Source organism: Chitinophagales bacterium (assembly GCA_020635995.1).
Lineage (GTDB): Bacteria > Bacteroidota > Bacteroidia > Chitinophagales > UBA8649 > JAFMKE01.
The window spans coordinates 833,934-852,565 of the sequence record JACJYS010000001.1 but is presented as its reverse complement, the minus strand read 5'-3'; the positions used below and the strand labels follow the sequence as shown (position 1 = coordinate 852,565).

Below are 18,632 nucleotides of genomic sequence, written 5' to 3'. Positions count from 1 at the left end.
AGTTTATATCTTTTGTGCTACTCTCAATTTTGCACTTCTTGATCTTGCATTTAGTTTTAGTTCTTCTTTACTTGCTTCTATTGGTTTTTTAGTTAATACTTTAAAATACTTTTGGCTTACCCCAAACTCATCAGTAATTCTCTCTCCTTCAAAATTTCCCGTTTTCATAAAGTTTTTTACCAATCTGTCTTCCAAAGAATGAAAAGTAATAACTGCCAAAATTCCTCCTTCGGCTAAAACTTCGTAAGCTTGTTGCAACATCTCTTTCAAAGCTTCCATTTCATCATTAACTTCTATTCTTAACGCCTGAAAAACTTGAGCAAAATACCTATTAGGATTCCCCCCCATAACCAAGCCTTCTAAAAAAGAAATAAAAGAAGATGTGGTTTCAAACTTTACGCCCCTACCTCTTGCGTTCACTATCTCTTTTGCCAAAGTTTTTGAGTTTCGCACTTCGCCATACTCAGAAAAAACACGCACTAAATCATCTTCACTATACTGTTCCAGTATTTTTTGTGCGGTTAATGCTGCACTTTGGTTCATTCTCATATCTAATGGCCCGTCAAAACGGGTAGAAAAACCTTTCTCGCCTTCATCTATTTGAAAAGAACTAATTCCCAAATCTGCCAAAATTCCGTTTACAGGTATGGCTTCACGGTATTTTAAAAAGCGTTTTAAAAACCTAAAATTATGCCCCACAAAAACCAAATTTTCATTATCAATTAAGTTTCCTACAGCATCTTTATCTTGGTCAAAAGCATATAAAACACCTTTGTTTAATTTTTTAAGTATTTCTTTACTATGTCCTCCACCTCCAAAAGTTACATCTACATATTTTCCGTTAGGATTTATTTGCAAAGCCTCTGTACACTCATGAAGCAATACCGATATATGATAGTCTTGTTGCTCCATAAATGCTTATTCTTTTTCATCATTTATATCTACATCCATATCTCCAAGCACATCTTCTGCTAAATCGGCAAAATCTTCAGACTCCATAGATATTTCTGCCTCATATTTTTCTTTATTCCAAAGTTCTAAAGTGTTTTTGCCTGGCGTTAATATAGCATCACCATCAATACCGGCATACTTTAATAAGTGTGATGGAATATTTAATCTATCGGCAGAATCAAGCACCACTTCTGTAGCTCCACGCAAAAAGTATCGGATAAACTGGCGTTCTTTCTTTTTAAACTGATTTAGTTTTTCCACTTTAGCACGAACCTTTTCCCATACATCAAAAGGATAGATTTCAAGACAATCTTCAAAACCTCTATTAACCACAAAGCGACCTTTAACCTCCGGCTTAAGCTGCTGCTTTAAAGCCGTAGGCAAACGCAAGCGTCCCTTATTGTCAATTTTAATTTCGTATTCGCCTAAAAAACTCATTATTTATCCACCGATTTTTTAAATCTGACATAAAAGTATACGTTTTTGACACATTTTCCCACTTTTCTACACTTTTTAACCCTATTTATTATTAACATTTTTTGCACAGATTTTATTGTTTTAGTGGATAAACCTGTTGATTAATGAAGAAATTTGTTAGTTAAATGTTGATGTAAATTCAGAAAGCATTGATATGATTAGAGTTATGAATATGTGTATAGTTATCCACATTTTTAGCTTAAATTGGTAAACTATTCTACTAAATGCTCCAATTAAAATATGGAGTATTCCCACTTTTACTTGCATAAAATAAAAATACGGTGAATGAATGCTGTTAAATTTATCTTAGAAAAGTTGCAAATAAGACTTACTTAGTAAGTCTGTAGGCAAAGCCGTACGAACAGGGTGCAGTGTAGCTACGGATATATGGGATTTTTAAAAGTACGAGCTACAAAATCTTACCAACATTGGGGCTACCCCCTCATTACACTATAACTTTACGCATTTTAAATAAATACTTTTAGATTCTAAGCACATTTCAAGCACATTGTTTTCTTTCCTATTCCTTAATTTGATTTTAAAAACACCAGAAATAAAGTCGTCATTTGAAATAATTTTTATTGAATCTCTATTGCTCAACAAACTCCATTCGCAATTTTCTCCATTCCATGAAGGGTGTCTACAACTTTTATCTATATTAAATACGAGTGTATTTATTTTTAGGTAAGGCATTAAAGAAATAGTGTCCTCAGTTGATTCTTCAAAGTATAAGCATTCTTCAATAACCCAAACCTTTCCTACAATTTGTTTATCAACAGAAAATGTACATCTATTAAACAAAATAAGAAAAATTAATATTGCATTATATTTAATAACACTATTCATTACTACTTTCATCTATAACTGGTGGAGAAGTTATTACTGTTTGCCTTGTGGTCAATCTTATTTAACTGTACCACTTTGTCCCTATGCTCGTCATCTCTACTAATTTCCACTATTTCTATTAAACTCATAAACCAAATGTAAGAAATATTTTTGATATTTTCATAAAGAAAGGGGCGGATAAGTTTAGCTTTCAAACAAGCCACCGCCCTAACTCTCCTCATAATAATACACTTTATAAAAAGTGCCTTTTTCGTCTTTGTCTTTTTCTATCATATCGTGGTTGCCGTGTACGTATATATGGAAGTTTTTATCTAATTTTATTATGCTTTTCATAAATCTTGATTTCTTTTTAAATGCTTCTGGCGATACAAAAAACTCATTTTGCAAGTCCACATTATTGCGTTCCTCAAACTCGTTTTTATACATTTTAAAATCATCCATTATGGCTTTATTGCTAAAAAAAACTCTATCGGTATATTCATCTTCTTCAAAACGGTCAACACGCTTAAAATACTCCTTACTTCTATTTATAATTCCTGCTTCTTCAAATTTTTCTATATCATATTCGCTTGCCAATTTTTCTTTAACAAATGAAGTGGTTAAATCTATAAAATTAGCCGTGTTATGAAAATCATCATCCTTAGGCACTACATTTAAAAAATCTTCTCGCCAGTACTGTGCTTCTTGGTTTTTATTGGCTTTATCTACTATACATATTTTAAAGCCATCGCTTTCTTCGTCATTTAATATTAAGCATCCTTTATCCAGCTTTTCTACATTAACGCCTTTTTCGTAATCTAAATTTATCTGCTTATTTAAGTGCTTAAACTGTAAAAAGCTATCTCTGCTTTCTGCCTTAAAAATACCTATGGCATTATACATTTGCTCATCTATCACTAAATCCTCTATATAAGCTATCAATAAATCTCCTGCTTTTATATTTGGGTGACTACTTTGCTCATACAAATGCTTCGCTATAAAAATAGATTGATTGTGTGCCAATTCCGGATTATCAAAAATAGCTCTAACAAAATTAAACATGGGGTTTAGGTTTACATCGCCATTGCTAAAAGTAAATTTGTAATACTCTGGCACTTTAAAACTTTTAAAAAAGTACGTAAACAGCAATTCACTTAACACCTCATCTCCTATTTCTATAGGATTATCAGATATTTTTATTCCCTCATTTTCATTTTTTACACCTATTTCATGTATAGATATTTTATTGATTTTCGCTTCTGATGTGTTTAGCATTTGCAGTATTATTTTTGTTATATAGTTATTAAAACAATGGCTTTATACCGTTATAAGTGGTGTTATGGGCAAAGATATAATTTCTATGTGTGCGAAGCTCCCCTTTAGTACAACTTTAAGAATATCATAAGATATATTATTTTTAATGCCGTTTAGAAATATATAATAGTACAATATATACTACACAGTTATCAAAAATTAAGCATTAACCACTAACAATTAACCATTAAAAAGCTACTTTTTATAAATCAGCTTCTCGCTTCTGCCTTTTTTAAAAACATTACGTTTACTTTTTTTGCCTTTACGTAATGCTCTTTGCTCTTCTTCTGGTAGTGCATTTATTTCTTTGCACTCTTCAGAGCAACAATTATCTAATTTTTCCTTGCATTTAGGGCACTGAATAAACAAAACATTACAAGCCACATTAGCACAATTGGTGTGTATATCGTAAGGCTCGCCACAAGTGTGGCAGTTAGCAATAATATCATCACTTATTCTTTCTTCAAGTCTTTCGTCAAAAACAAAGTTTTTGCCAACAAACATATTTTCTAAGCCTTGCTCTTCTATTTGGTGGGCGTATTTAATAATGCCTCCTTCTAACTGATAAACATTATCAAAACCCAAATGTTTAAACCATGCACTTGCTTTTTCGCATCGGATACCGCCCGTGCAGTACATTACCACGTTTTTCTTTTCATTGCCTTTTAAATAGGTATCTTCTATAAAAGGTAGCGAATCTCTAAAATTATCTACATCGGGCGTAATAGCTCCTTTAAAATGCCCCACCTCTGTTTCGTAGTGGTTTCGCATATCTATAAGCACGGTATTATCCTGTTGAATAATTTTATTAAAATCTACAGCATTTAAGTGCAAACCTTTATCCGTAACATCAAAAGTTTCATCTTCTAAGCCATCGGCTAAAATTTTAGGGCGATATTTTATGGCTAATTTATAAAAGGAATCATCTGCATTTTGAACGGCTATATTTAACCTAACTCCCTGCAAAAACGTAATAGTATCAAGGAACTCTCTGAATGCTTCCAAATTATCTGTTGGTACAGAAATTTGAGCATTTATACCCTCGTGGGCTACATAAATTCTTCCTAAAACACCTAATTTTTCAAAATTAACATAGAGATGGTCTCTAAAAACTTGGGGGTTGCCTACTTTAGCATATTTATAAAACGATATAGTAGTACGTTTTATATTACTATTAGCTATACGCTCTTTAAGCACCCTTTTATCTACTTGGTTACACAGTTTCATGCTATGAACTTTTTAAAGATTAAAAGATATGATTAATAACGATACAAAGTTAAAACTAAATTTTGTATAATAAAAGCAAAAACCCTTACATTTCCCACCTCGCTTTAGGTTCAAAATCTAAACCTACAAAGTCATTAGCTAAATATTGATAATAACCACTTATGGCTATCATGCCGGCATTATCTACGCAGTATTGAAAATCGGGGATAAAAGTAGTATATCCGTGCTTTTCTTGTTCTTTTAGTGTTTTTCTTAGTAAACTATTAGCCGATACGCCACCAGCTATAGCCAGTTGATTAATGCCTAAATCTTTAGCAGCTTTTAATAATTTTTTCATCAAAATAGACACTATGGTATATTGCAATGAAGCACATAAATCATTCAAATTATCACTTACAAAATCAGGATTTTCTTTTTGTTGCTTTTCTATAAAGTAAAGCACTGCCGTTTTTAAACCACTAAAACTAAAATTATAAGCTCCCACCCTTGGTTCTGTAAATTTGAATGCTTTACCATTCCCTCTTTGAGCATATTTATCTATTAATGGTCCTCCGGGATAAGTAAGTCCAAACATTTTAGCACATTTATCAAAAGCCTCACCCGCAGCATCATCTATAGTGCTGCCTATTACCTCCATATTTGTATAATCTTTCACTAAAACTATCTGCGTATGCCCACCCGATACCGTTAAACAAAGAAATGGAAACTGAGGCTTAGGTTCATCTATAAAATGAGCCAAGACGTGGGCTTTCATGTGGTGCACTGCCACGCAAGGCACGCCCAGTGCAAACGCCATAGATTTTGCAAAACTAACACCTACCAATAAAGAACCCAACAAACCAGGTCCGCCCGTAAAAGCTATTGCTGTTATTTCTTCTTTTTTAACATTTGCTTTTTTCAAGGCACTATCTACCACCGGCACTATGTTTTCTTGGTGTGCCCTTGATGCCAATTCAGGTACTACTCCGCCCCATTCAGTGTGTATAGCTTGGCTGGCTATAACATTGGCAAGCACTTTGCCGTTTTGTACTACGGCAGCCGATGTGTCATCGCAAGATGATTCTATGGCAAGTAAAGTAATATTCTTTGCTTTCGTGCTATTCATTATCTTTGAAGCGTTTATATAATTTTGGCAAGTTTAAAAAAAATAGTAAAATCAAGTGCAAAAGTAACACTATTGTTTTTCATAGTGCTTATTATATTTTTGTTAGGAATCTTTTATGCTATCAGAACACCTAAAGTACAAACCTTTATTGTTCAAAAAATAACTAAATCTATTTCTAAACAACTGGGCGTAGATATTGAAATAGATAATGTAAATATTGAATTTTTTAATAAAATTGAGCTACATAAACTCTATGCCAAAGATACCAAAAATGACACTATTTTTTACTTAGGAGATTTACAAGCTAATTTTAGCTATTTTTCGTTTTTGCAAAAGAAAATAACCTTAAAAAACGTAGAGGCTAATGAATTTTACTTAAACATAAATAGAGCGTACAACGATAGTTTATTTAATATTAACTACATTAAACTAAGCGGAGATAATAAAAAAACAACTAATTCAACTGCCACTATTCCGTGGGATATTATAGTTAGAAACACTAATTTTTATAACACAAAAGTTAATTATAATGATGAATATGGCGGACTTAAATTAACAGCTTTAGCCGATACCGTAAATTTAGATTTTGATATGTTTAAATTGGGCAATGACCTAATTTTGCTTGAAAATTTAATAGTTAATAATCCAAATGTAGCTTTAAGTTTAAACCCCGCTAATCCCGATAAAAAGAAAAAAGATACGCACAAAGGGTTTTATCTGCCTGTTAAAATAATAAGTGGCAATGTTAACCTTACCAACGGCTTTTTTACGTTAAAAAATAACCTTGCAACAGACACTTTTGCCGCTGACTTTAACCCAAATAATCTAAAACTTAACAACATAAATTTATTGGCTAAAAAAGTAGAAGTAGGCAAAGACAGCCTTTCTGCCAATATTAATAGCTTAAGTTTAAACGAAAATGACAAATTTTGGATAGATAATTTAAGCACTGTAGTGCAGTTTGGCAATGCGGCTATTAAGCTAAATGATTTTGAACTACAAACCAATAAAAGTAAAATACTGGCGGATGCAAGTTTGCGATATGATTCTTTGGTTGATTTCAATAATTTTATCAATAACATTAACATTGATTTTAACTTAAAGCCTTCAACCATACACCCTAACGATATTAATTATTTTGTAAATACTTCAAAATTTAGGGTAAGATATCCCATTAAATTAAGTGGCGAAATTTATGGTAAAGTAAAAAATTTCAACTCAAAAAATTTAAGTTTTCAAACGGCAAGCAATGTTATTTTTAATGGTGAATTTTCCATGAACGGACTGCCCAATATTAATGAAACATTTATAAGCGGTAAGGTTTCAAGATTAAGCATAGATTACAGCGATTTACAAAAGTTGGCACCAAATTTAAAAATTCCGGAAAACTTAAAATCATTAGGGCAAGTGAAATTTGACGGTCGTTTTGACGGGTTTATTAAAGATTTTGTAATGAATGGAAATTTCATTACAGCCGTAGGACGAGCTACTACCGATTTGAATTTTAAAATAAGCGATGATAATATTCCAAAATACTCGGGAATTATAGCTTTTAAACAGTTTGATTTGGGCAAATTCTTTAATAATGAGCAATTATTTGGCAATGTTACCATGAATGTAAACGGAACAGGCGAAGGCGTTAGTTTAGAAAATTTAGATGTAAACTTAGACGGAGAAGTTCAAGAAATAAACTTTAAAAACTATTCCTATAAAAACATAGACATAAACGGGCAGGTTAAAAATAAATTTTTTGAGGGTGATTTAAGTATAGATGACGAAAATTTAAAAGTAGATTTTAACGGAAAGGTAAATACCAATTCAAAACCTTTTGCTTTTGCATTTAATGCCGATGTAAAACATATTAATCCACAAAAACTTAACCTTTGGAACAAAGAAGCAATCTTTTCTGGAGAAGTAGATGCCAATTTTATGGCTACCAACATAAATGACGTAGTTGGCGATTTGAATATTGATAACCTAAAAATAGCTACGAGAGATAAAGAATACAATTTAGCTCATATAGATTTGAGTAGTAGAATGCTTGTAAATGGAGAAAAGAAAATTACCCTAGTTTCAGACCAAGTTAATGCCTTTATTCAAGGAAATTTTGAATTGCAAAAAATTCCCGATGCTTTTAAATCTGTTTTACTAACCAACTTTAAAGAGAAAGTAGCAGACCAAATAATAAAATTTGATATAGAAATTAAAGAAAATCCTGAGCTTTTGAGTCTGTTAAATCCCGATATTAAAATTTTAGAGAAAAGTGAAATAGGAGGAAATCTAAATTCAAACACCAATAGTTTATTAGCAAAAATAAAAGTACCTGTTTTAAAATATAAAACTCTAAGTATAATAGACTACAACTCAAACATATTTATAGCTGATGGAAATTATGACGTAATAAATTCAGTACCAACTATTTATTTAAAAGATAGCGTAATAGTTAAAGATGTTAGTTTACTTATAAACGGCCCAAGGAATTACTTAGATTTAAAACTTTATGGCAACGGAATAAAAAATACTTCTGTAGAATTATTAGCCAAATTAATTACCAAAAATAAAAGACTTAAAATAGCTTTTGAGCCTTCTAACTTATTGATAAACAATCAATTTTGGGTAATAGATGAAGACAACGAAATAAATATTAGTGAGAAAATAGAATCTAAAAATTTAAGAATTTACAACGGAGTTTCTGAACTGCTTATCAATTTAGATTTAGGCATAGAAAATAAAAAAGCCGATGTACTTTTAAACAACATAATGGTTGAGGATTTTACACAATTTTTAAAAGCAAAAAATATAAATTTAAAAGGTGTAGTAAACGGAAAAGTAGGTGTAGATGTTTCGGGCGAAAAACCCGGTGTTTTTGGAAACATAATGGTTGAAAACATTAAAGTAAACGAATACAAAATAGGCAATTTGAATGCTAATGCCAATTTAGATTTGCCTAACAATAAAGTAAAAATTAATGCCAACTTATTTGGCAACGATAATGAAGTAGATATAAACGGCACCTATTCTTTTGCTAAAAATGCTACCAATAAAGATGTAGATATAAACTTTGACATTAAAAATCTTGCTATTTATACCGTAGAAGATTTTATACAAGAATATATAGATAATACCAAAGGAACTGTAACAGGGAAATTAAAACTTGTAGGTTATAAAAACAAATTAGATTTACTTGGATACTTAAACATAAATGATGTAACTACAACTGTTAGCTACTTGCAAACTACATACAATATAAAAAACCACAGAGTAGAGTTTAATAAAAAAGGAATTTATCTTGGTGATGCAATAAGGGTAACAGATGAAGATGGAAATGAAGCCTATGGCAGAGGTTGGGTGCTGCACAACCATTTAAAAGATTTTGCATTAGATATAGATGTAACTACGCCAAAATTGCAGGGTTTAAATACCACTTATGATGACAATAAAGATTTTTATGGCACAGCATATATGAAAGGAGATGTTAGTTTTAAAGGCTACACAAACGATATTACCATAAATATAAAAGGAGAAAGTGAATCTAAAACGGAAATTTATATTCCTCTTGACGAAGAAGGAAGTATAAGCAACTATGAGTTTTACACTTTTGTAAAAAAAGATACCTCAGAAAACAATAAATATTTAGATAAATATAAAGAAAAATTTAAAGTAAATGGGCTTACTGTAAATTTGGATTTAACGGTAGATCAAGATTGTGAATTATTTATTATTTTAGACCAAACATCGGGTGATATACTGCAAGTAGTAGGAGATGGAAATGTAAAAATTAATGTACCAAAAGAAGGTGATGTACAGTTTTATGGAAGATATTTAATAGCCGATGGAGATTATTTATTTACCTTACAAAATATTGTAAATAAGAAATTTAGAATTCAGCCGGGAAGCACACTTAGTTTTCAAGGAGATATAGAAGAAACCATAGTAGATGTTGATGCCAGCTATAATTTGCGAGCAGCTCCGGAGCCATTGATAGAAGATTATTTAAAAGCTTCTACTACTATAGACGACCAACTATCTTCAGATGCAAAAAACAGAATACCTGTCAGTTTATTGCTTAAGCTATCCGATAAACTTTATGCTCCCAATATTGATTTTGATATAGAATTATCGCAGGTAAGCCCTACACTAAAAAATTATACCGATAGAAAATTAATAACGCTTCAACAGTATGAAAATGAAATGAACCGACAAGTTTTTGGTTTGTTAGTATTAAATCAATTTTTGCCACCACTAAGTAGTTTAGACCAAATAACCAATGGTTTTAACTTAAACGTAAATGATGCTGCCAACACAGTTAGTGAATTTTTATCTAATCAAATTTCAAGATATTTAAACGACTGGCTATCCAATTTTTCTGATAATGTTAGTTTTAACTTAAACTATAGAAACTATGAGCAAAATTTAGCACCTCAAGGCAATATTGAAGATTTAGCATTACGAAGAGAATTACAACTGGCATTAACCACCCGATTTTTGCAAGATAGAATTATTATAAATGTAGGAGGGAATTTAGATTTTGGACAAAACCAATTAGGAACCAACAATACAAATACTACTTATTTAGGTGGAAATGCAAGTATAGAATATGCATTAACAAAAAATAAGAGGTTTAGAATAAAAACTTTTACTATTACAGACTACGATTATTTTTATCAAACCAATACCACCAGAGCTGGCATAGGCTTGTCTTTTAGAAGGGAATTTGACAATTTTAAAGACCTAAAAATTAAGAAAGACGAATTTTTATTTAAAAATAAAATAGATTCTGTTAACTAAAACTATAATTTAATTTAATATTTTATTAACTTTAGCACGTTTTTTACTAAAACCAATAAAATGAAATTAAAATTTACTGCATTCCTTTGTTCTTTATTCTTTTTTTATGCTGAAATATATGCTCAATGCGAACTTACTGCTACCGTTTTACCCGCAGATATAGTTTGTGGAGATTGTACACAGCTTACAGCTTTTGGACAAGGACAGGGACTTTCTGTTTTTACCGAAGATTTTAATAGTGGTGCACCTACAGGGTGGCAATCCACTTCACAAGCAACTATTACCTCTACGCTTTGTAATCCACACCCCAGCGGCACACAATACTTATGGATGGGTGATGCAGCAAGTGTACCCAGAATATTAACCACAACTGCTTACGATTTTACTGCTGCCGTAGCCGGTGCTACTATTTGTTTTGATATGGTTTTTGCAGAACAAGGAAATGCTACGCCTTGCGAAGGACCGGATGAGCCAGACGAAGGAGTAGCCATTCAATATTCAATAGACGGAGGAACTACTTGGACGGATATTAATTATTTTGATCCTAATGGGGGAAATGACCCGTCATTAATAAACTGGAATACATGGTGTTTTGCTGTTCCGGCTGGCGGATTAACCAACAATACTCAATTCCGTTGGTTTCAAGATAATGACTCAGGTGCAGAATATGACCACTGGGGTTTAGACAACGTAGATATTTATTTTAATGATGCAACTTATGAAATTGTATGGCAACATGATGGTTATTCTTATGGAGTAGGCAATAGTGGAGGTACTAATCCTACACCTGTTTGCCCACAAACTACTACTACTTATACCGTAACCATGTCAAATGGCACTACCACTTGTACCGATCAAGTAACGGTAAATGTATCGCCACCCACATTTAGAGTTACTGCCGATACAGCTCAAACAATATGTGCAGGAGAATGTGTAGATTTAGTAGGAGAAGCTACGGTAATTAAAAATCCCGCAGCAGTTAGACAGTTTGAAAACAATGATTTTGCCGTAGTAGCAACCGGTTCTGCATCTGTAAATGTAAATGTACAAGGTATGAACGCACAAACAATTACACCCGGATTAATAACTGAAATATGTGTAAATTCATTTGATTTTAGTGGTTCTCAATTGTGTACAGATTTTTTAAATGGTTGCAATTGTAACGGAACTCCTATTAGTTTTGGAGATATGTGTAATTTAGATGTAAGTAGCTTTACTTTAACAGTTACTACTCCCGACAACTGTACCATAACCCTTGTGCCGGCAGGTGTTGCTACACAAGGATATAATAGTGTTTGTTTTGTTCCTTCCGGTGGAGCAAATATAAATTCAGGAACTTTCCCTACTTCCGGAACTTGGAATCCAAATGAGCCTTTTTCAGTATTAGACGGTTGCTCTACAGAAGGTGTTTGGACTTTAGAATTTGATGGAGGAAGTGGTATTGGTTTTGGTTTAGGAACACTTTCCGGTTGGTCTATTACTTTTGACGACCCCGAAATTTCTTATACAGGAAATTACACTTGGTCGCCTACTACTAATATGACAAACTCAACATCGCTAAATCCTACTGTTTGCCCTACGGCTACATCTACATATACCCTAAATGTAGCTGATACAGCAGGATGTACAAGTGCTTCTGATGATGTAACCATTACTATAGATAACAACTGTTGCAATTTTAATATAGGAGCAGTAGTAACGCAACCTACTTGTGGAGCAAGTAATGGAGCTATAGATATTAGCATTACAAATGGTTCGGGAAACTATACTTACAACTGGACAAGTGGACAAGGAAGCAATCAAGATTTAAACAACATAGCTGCCGGCACTTATAATTTAACCGTTACAGATGTAACACAGGCTTGCTCTAAAGATACAGTTATAACATTAAACCAAGCTTCTGGTTTAGTGATAGATTCAGTGGTTTCTTATAACCCAACTTGTCATGATTCATGTAATGGTGGAATTCAAGTTTATCCATCTTCTGTAGGACTTACTTATACTTGGTATGATGAATTGAACAATATTATAGGTTCAAATAGTAATTCAATATCAAATTTATGTAGTGGCAATTATTCAGTATTAGTAGAATCTTCAACTTCAACAATTCTAAACTCTAATTATGATTTTGAACAAGGACCAGGCGGAAGTTGTGATTGCCCAACTGGTTTTACTTGTGGAAATGATGCTGGACAAGTTTTTGACGGAATTCATCCAGTTTATGCAGCTGGAAACAGGGGTTGTATAGCCAGTTCTACAAATTATACAAATTCATTAGGTGCAAGTGGTGGAAATGGATATGTTTACTTTTATGCAGGAGGAGACAATATAATTTCAACACCAAGTTACAGTTTTATTGGTGGTGAAACTGTTGAAATATGTGTTGATTATTCAGGTCCTCAAGGTAGTGGTGCACCTGGACAAAATACTGCTAATGCATATTTTAGTTTAGGTGTAGATGGAGTAAGAGTTGGGAATAATGTTCTTGTTCCTACAAACACTGCTTGGACTCAATATTGTTTTACAATAACAATGAGTGCTGGAAGTCATAGTTTTGATATTCTATCTGGCGGAGCTGCTGAATACTCTATGTGGTTTGATAATTTTACGGTAACAATAATTAATTCAGGATCTACATGTCAACAAACTTTTGAAGATACTTTAATAAATCCTACACAAACAGACGCTTCTTTTAATTTTAATGATTTTTGTTATGGTACAATTAATGGACCTACAAATATTACAACAGTGGGAGGTATATTTACATTCAACCCTATACCTTCTGACGGAGCTTCAATTAATTCAACAACAGGAGAAATAAGTAATGAAGTATCTGGAACAACATATAGTATAGAATATAGCTTATTAGGTACTTGCCCTGCTAGTAGTATAGAAACTGTTTCTGTGAATGGATCATCAATTAATGCTATTTCAACTACGCCAGCCAGTTGTGGAAACGCTGATGGCACCATTACCATTACAGCCTCTGGAGGAACTGCTCCTTTACAATACAGTATAGACGGTTCTACTTATCAAGCAAGTAATGTATTTTCTAATCAAAGTGCAGGTTCTTATACCGTGTATGTTAGAGATACCAACTTATGTGTAGATGATAGCACTACTACTATCAGCAATGCAGGCGGAGCTATTATTACCGATGTAACTAATACGCCTACAAGCTGTGGAAACAATGACGGAACAATAACCATTACCGCATCGGGAGGAACTGCTCCTTTACAATATAGTATAGACGGTACAACTTATCAAGCAAGTAATGTATTTTCTAACCAAAGTGCAGGCTCTTATACCGTGTATGTTAGAGATGCCAATTTATGCGTAGATGATAGTACTACTACTATCAGCAATACAGGCGGAGCTATTATTACCGATGTAACTAATACTCCTGCTACCTGTGGAAACAATGATGGAACTATTACCATTACAGCCTCTGGAGGTACTGCTCCTTTACAATATAGTATAGACGGTACAACTTATCAAGCAAGTAATGTATTTTCTAATCAAGGTGCAGGTTCTTATACCGTTTATGTTAGAGATGCTAACCTTTGCGTAGATGATAGCACCGCCACTATTAGCAATGCTAATGGTCCTACTATTTCAAATGTTGCTACGGTTAATACTTCTTGTGGCAATACAAATGGAACTATTACCATTACAGCCACAGGTGGTACAGCTCCATTAACATATAGTATAGACGGAGGCACAACAACACAAAGTAGTGGTTCATTTACAGGATTGACAGCGGGTACATATAATATAGTAGTAAATGATGCTAATAACTGCCCAGCTACAGCTACTGCAAATATTTCAAGTAGTAGTAGCCCTACTATAAGTAATGTAACTACAACAGATGCTACATGCGGAAATGCCGATGGCTCTATTACCATAACTGCTTCGGGAGGTACTGCTCCACTTTCTTATAGTATAGATGGTGGTTCTACTTTTCAAACAAGCAATATTTTTAATACCGAGCCGAGTGGTTCTTACAGTATAGTAGTTGAAGATGCCAGTGGCTGTTCAGATAATAGCACAGCTCAAATAAACAATATTGGTGGACCTGCTATTTCAAATGTTGCCACAGTTAATACTTCTTGTGGTAATGCAAACGGAACTATTACCATTACAGCCTCTGGAGGTGTAGCTCCATTAACTTATAGTATAGACGGAGGCACAACAACACAAAGTAGTGGTTCTTTTACAGGATTGACAGCAGGTACATATAATATTGTAGTAAATGATGCCAATAACTGCTCTACCAATACTACAGCACAAATAGCCAGTAGCACAAATCCTTCTATTACTGATATTACAGCAACAGATGAAAATTGTAATAGTGCAGATGGAAGTATTACCATAACCGCAATAGACGGAACAACACCTTTATCATATAGTATTGATGGCGGAGCTAATTTCCAATCAAGTAATGTATTTGATAATCTATCACAAGGTAGCTACAATATAGTGGTTCAAGATAATGCCGGCTGTAGCACTAATGGCACAGCTCAAATAAATAATCAAAGCGGTGTAGATAGTTTATTGGCTAATGTTAGTGATGTTCTTTGCTTTGGCGAAGAAAGTGGAAGCGTGCAACTGAGTGCTTATAATGGAGCAACTCCTTACACTTATTTCTTAGTAAATAATAATACACTACAAAACTCAACAGGCTTATTTAGCAACTTGCCTGCCGGAGATTATGCTACGTGGGTACAGGATGCCAATGGTTGCGAGCATACTTTAGTAGTACAAATTGCAGAACCAACGGAATTAATGCTAAGTGATAGTGTAATTAATCCATCTTGTTTTGGCAATGACAACGGACAAGTAATATTAACCGCTACAGGAGGTACAGTTAATAGCACTTCCACACCTTATATTTATACTTTAGGTAGTACCACAAATAGCAATGGTATTTTCTTAAATATAGCTGAAGGAAACTATGTAGCAAGTGTTACAGATGTTAATGGTTGCGAAACCAGTATTCAAGTACAGTTAAATGACCCAGACCCTGTTTTTGTAGAAATTAACCCTGGAGATACAAGCATTACATTAGGACAAACATTTACCATGAGTGCAAATATGACATCTGCATCAGGTACAGTATATCAATATGAGTGGTCGCCAGCAGAAGGATTAAGCTGTACCGACTGTGCAGAGCCTTTTGTTAATACCTACCAAAGTACAGAATACGCATTAGTTTTTACAGACGAAAATGGCTGCCAAGCTTATGCAGATATTTATGTAGAAGTGCTTAACCCCAATCAGTATTTTATACCTAACGCCTTTACACCAAGTGGGTTTGACAATACCAACAATACATTTAAAGTATATGGAAATCATATAAAATATATAGATATGATGGTATTTAACCGCTGGGGCGAAAAAATATTTGAGTCAAGTTCTATTGACCCAGAGTGGGATGGCACATACAAAGGTAAAGACCAAAATCCGGGCGTATATAATTACTACATTAAAATTACATTCCTAAATGATGATGTAGTTTCCGATAAAGGAAGTATAACATTGTTGAGGTAACACTTATATCTACAGACTATAAAGGTAATTAAGTAATTAGGTATAATTAAGGAAAGTCCCCCGAGGAGGATTTAGAGGCTAAAACCATGCTATAAAAGCCTAACCTTTCCCTAAAACGTCATACCTGCGGAGGCAGGTAGAGATAGAGGCAAGTGCACGGCAATGACGATTTGAGGAAGATTTTTTTTGAATAGATTACTTCGTTCGTATCTCACTCGCAAAGACGTTCTTTTATTGGCTACACTCGTGCCACGACTTGGAGTCGTGGCACGAGTGTAGAACACTAATTAACTTAACTGTATTGGAATTATTGGCTTAATGGACATTTTTTAGGATAGGAATCGCTGTAACAGTTATAATTATTAGCTTTGAGGGCAATCAAAGATTATGAATAAAAAAAGTGCTTAAGCTGTGGTAAAGGATTTACCAAGAAAAATGGAAAAGTTAAAGGTGTTCAATTGTATAAATGCTCTTATTGTGGGAAACAATTTTTAGGAGGTAATAGGATTGACAATAAGATTCTTTGGGATGAATACTTGTATGGAAAACAAACCTATTCTCAACTTGCTATTAGATATACATGTTCAGTAAAAACCATTCAAAGAAGATTGGATTCTATTTTAGTTGAATTAAAATCAAAAGTTCCAAGAGAAGTAATTGTTCTTATGGATACAACCTACTGGGGAAGGAACTTTGGCGTTATGTTGTTTAAGGATAGTCTAACAAAAGAGAATTTATTGAAGTACTATGTCAGGACAGAAACAAATGCTTTATATATCAAGGGAATCAATGAATTAAAATCTTTAGGGTTTAAGATTAATGGTATTGTTTGTGATGGAAGAAAAGGTTTAATCCAATCATTTGATGTTCCTGTTCAAATGTGTCAATTTCATCAATCTGCAATTATACGAAGATATTTAACCAAGAACCCCAAACTTATAGCATCTAAAGAACTAATGGAAGTTGTCAATTTAATGAAGCAAACAGATAAAGAATCTTTTACAGGAGCTTTAGATTTATGGTTTAATAAATGGGAAGACTTTCTCAATGAAAGAACTATTAACCCCGTTACAAATAAATCCTTTTATACACATAAAAAAATACGAAGTGCATATAGAAGTTTAAAAAATAATTTACCTTGGTTATTTACCTGGTACGATTATATAGAACTTAATATTCCAAACACCACCAATGCTATTGATGGTCATTTTGCAGACTTAAAGAATAAACTAAGAAACCACAATGGATTATCTAAAAAAAGAAAAATTAAATTTATAGATGAGTTTTTAAAGGCATAAAGCTCTCCAAAAATAGCTATGGACTCCTAATTTTAGCAGTCCATAGTACCGATATTTTTATCGAGCATCTACATTATCCCTAACGAGTTGCTCTCCAGCAGAGCTCGCTTCCGTTTATATAGACAACACAAATTTGGAAAATTAAATTTGACAATCCTAAAAACCATAAAAAATAGAGCCTAAAAAATGTCCATTAGAACTTCACGTCCGAAAAATAGCCTAATTTTTGTCCATTACTCCGAATTATTATTTTTGCCACTAAATATGCAATGACAGAAAAATAATGAAAACACTTAAATTTGATACTGTTAACGAAAATTCCGAAATCAAATATTATTTTGAAAACCCCGAAAGTGAATTTTCAATAGCTCTTAAGTCAAAATTTAGTTTAGAAAAATTAGTAGAGGATTGCAAAAGTTCTATTGAAAAAGTAGTTGTTATTACAAAATGGGTTCATAATCTTTGGGAACATGACGGAGGAAATGAACCTAAAAAATACGACCCTATTTACATTATTGAAGAAGCACAAAAAGGCAAACAATTCAGATGTGTTGAGTATTCAATTGTTACTTCGGCTTGTTTAAATTCTTTAGGAATAAAATCAAGAATAGTTTCGCTAAAAACAAAAGATGTAGAAACAAGAGAGTTTGGAGCAGGTCATGTAGTTGTAGAAACATTTATAAAAGAGCAAAATAAATGGTTATTTATTGACCCACAATTTAATTTTATAGCAACTAAACAAGACCACCAAGTTTTTAATTGTATAGAATTTCAAGAATTGTTATGTAATAAAAATCCCGAAATCATTACCCAATCAGAAATAACTTACAATTTAAAAGAATATTATAGCTGGATTTACCCTTATTTATTTTATTTTGATACAGCATTTGACAACAGACAAATTGAAAAGAAAATAAAATTTGATGGGAAAAACAGATTAATGTTAGTTCCACTAAATGCAAAATTCCCCACTAAATTTCAAATTAATTATAACATTGATTACTGTTATTATTCAAATTGTATAAAAGATTTCTACAAACTTTCGTAAAATAAGAATACTTCATTATGAAATTACTTTATTAATCCTTTGCTTTGCA

At 32.8% G+C, this 18,632-nt stretch carries 10 protein-coding genes; 4 read left to right on the top strand and 6 right to left on the bottom strand.

The genetic code is table 11. The features are described 5' to 3' along the window. Positions 1 to 3: 3 nt before the first annotated feature. The 6 genes from rsmH to tsaD all read right to left on the bottom strand — a co-directional run bounded on the left by rsmH (position 4) and on the right by tsaD (position 5,899). Complete coding sequence (rsmH, locus tag H6578_03655) at positions 4 to 912, bottom strand: 16S rRNA (cytosine(1402)-N(4))-methyltransferase RsmH (GenBank protein MCB9226258.1); 909 nt, start codon at positions 910 to 912, stop codon at positions 4 to 6. 6 nt (positions 913 to 918) lie between these two features. Next, positions 919 to 1,389, bottom strand: a complete 471-nt coding sequence (gene mraZ / locus H6578_03650) for a division/cell wall cluster transcriptional repressor MraZ (GenBank protein ID MCB9226257.1) — start codon at positions 1,387 to 1,389, stop codon at positions 919 to 921. A 489-nt stretch (positions 1,390 to 1,878) separates the two neighbouring features. Then, positions 1,879 to 2,274 (bottom strand): hypothetical protein, encoded by a 396-nt coding sequence (locus H6578_03645; protein ID MCB9226256.1) that lies wholly within the window; start codon positions 2,272 to 2,274, stop codon positions 1,879 to 1,881. Positions 2,275 to 2,481: 207 nt separating this feature from the next. Next, positions 2,482 to 3,528, bottom strand: a complete 1,047-nt coding sequence (locus tag H6578_03640) for a nucleoid-associated protein (protein MCB9226255.1) — start codon at positions 3,526 to 3,528, stop codon at positions 2,482 to 2,484. A 234-nt stretch (positions 3,529 to 3,762) separates the two neighbouring features. Next, positions 3,763 to 4,794, bottom strand: coding sequence for a rhodanese-related sulfurtransferase (locus H6578_03635; GenBank protein ID MCB9226254.1), 1,032 nt, complete (start codon positions 4,792 to 4,794; stop codon positions 3,763 to 3,765). Between the two features lie 85 nt (positions 4,795 to 4,879). Further along, complete coding sequence (gene tsaD / locus H6578_03630; protein MCB9226253.1) at positions 4,880 to 5,899, bottom strand: tRNA (adenosine(37)-N6)-threonylcarbamoyltransferase complex transferase subunit TsaD; 1,020 nt, start codon at positions 5,897 to 5,899, stop codon at positions 4,880 to 4,882. A 24-nt stretch (positions 5,900 to 5,923) separates the two neighbouring features. Between tsaD and H6578_03625 the strand changes: the two genes are divergently transcribed. The 4 genes from H6578_03625 to H6578_03610 all read left to right on the top strand — a co-directional run bounded on the left by H6578_03625 (position 5,924) and on the right by H6578_03610 (position 18,583). Further along, complete coding sequence (locus tag H6578_03625) at positions 5,924 to 10,687, top strand: hypothetical protein (protein MCB9226252.1); 4,764 nt, start codon at positions 5,924 to 5,926, stop codon at positions 10,685 to 10,687. 60 nt (positions 10,688 to 10,747) lie between these two features. Then, entirely contained in the window at positions 10,748 to 16,237 is a 5,490-nt protein-coding gene (locus tag H6578_03620; GenBank protein MCB9226251.1) for a gliding motility-associated C-terminal domain-containing protein, read from the top strand. A 506-nt stretch (positions 16,238 to 16,743) separates the two neighbouring features. Further along, entirely contained in the window at positions 16,744 to 17,535 is a 792-nt protein-coding gene (locus H6578_03615) for a hypothetical protein (protein ID MCB9226250.1), read from the top strand. A 283-nt stretch (positions 17,536 to 17,818) separates the two neighbouring features. After that, entirely contained in the window at positions 17,819 to 18,583 is a 765-nt protein-coding gene (locus H6578_03610; protein MCB9226249.1) for a transglutaminase domain-containing protein, read from the top strand. Positions 18,584 to 18,632: the final 49 nt, after the last annotated feature.

Excerpts from the sequence above, each read along its gene's own strand:
- H6578_03640 (MCB9226255.1), bottom strand. The coding sequence starts at position 3,528 with ATGCTAAACACATCAGAAGCGAAAATCAATAAAATATCTATACATGAA.
- mraZ (MCB9226257.1), bottom strand. The coding sequence starts at position 1,389 with ATGAGTTTTTTAGGCGAATACGAAATTAAAATTGACAATAAGGGACGC.
- H6578_03610 (MCB9226249.1), top strand. The coding sequence starts at position 17,819 with ATGAAAACACTTAAATTTGATACTGTTAACGAAAATTCCGAAATCAAA.
- tsaD (MCB9226253.1), bottom strand. The coding sequence starts at position 5,899 with ATGAATAGCACGAAAGCAAAGAATATTACTTTACTTGCCATAGAATCA.
- H6578_03635 (MCB9226254.1), bottom strand. The coding sequence starts at position 4,794 with ATGAAACTGTGTAACCAAGTAGATAAAAGGGTGCTTAAAGAGCGTATA.
- H6578_03620 (MCB9226251.1), top strand. The coding sequence starts at position 10,748 with ATGAAATTAAAATTTACTGCATTCCTTTGTTCTTTATTCTTTTTTTAT.
- H6578_03645 (MCB9226256.1), bottom strand. The coding sequence starts at position 2,274 with ATGAATAGTGTTATTAAATATAATGCAATATTAATTTTTCTTATTTTG.
- rsmH (MCB9226258.1), bottom strand. The coding sequence starts at position 912 with ATGGAGCAACAAGACTATCATATATCGGTATTGCTTCATGAGTGTACA.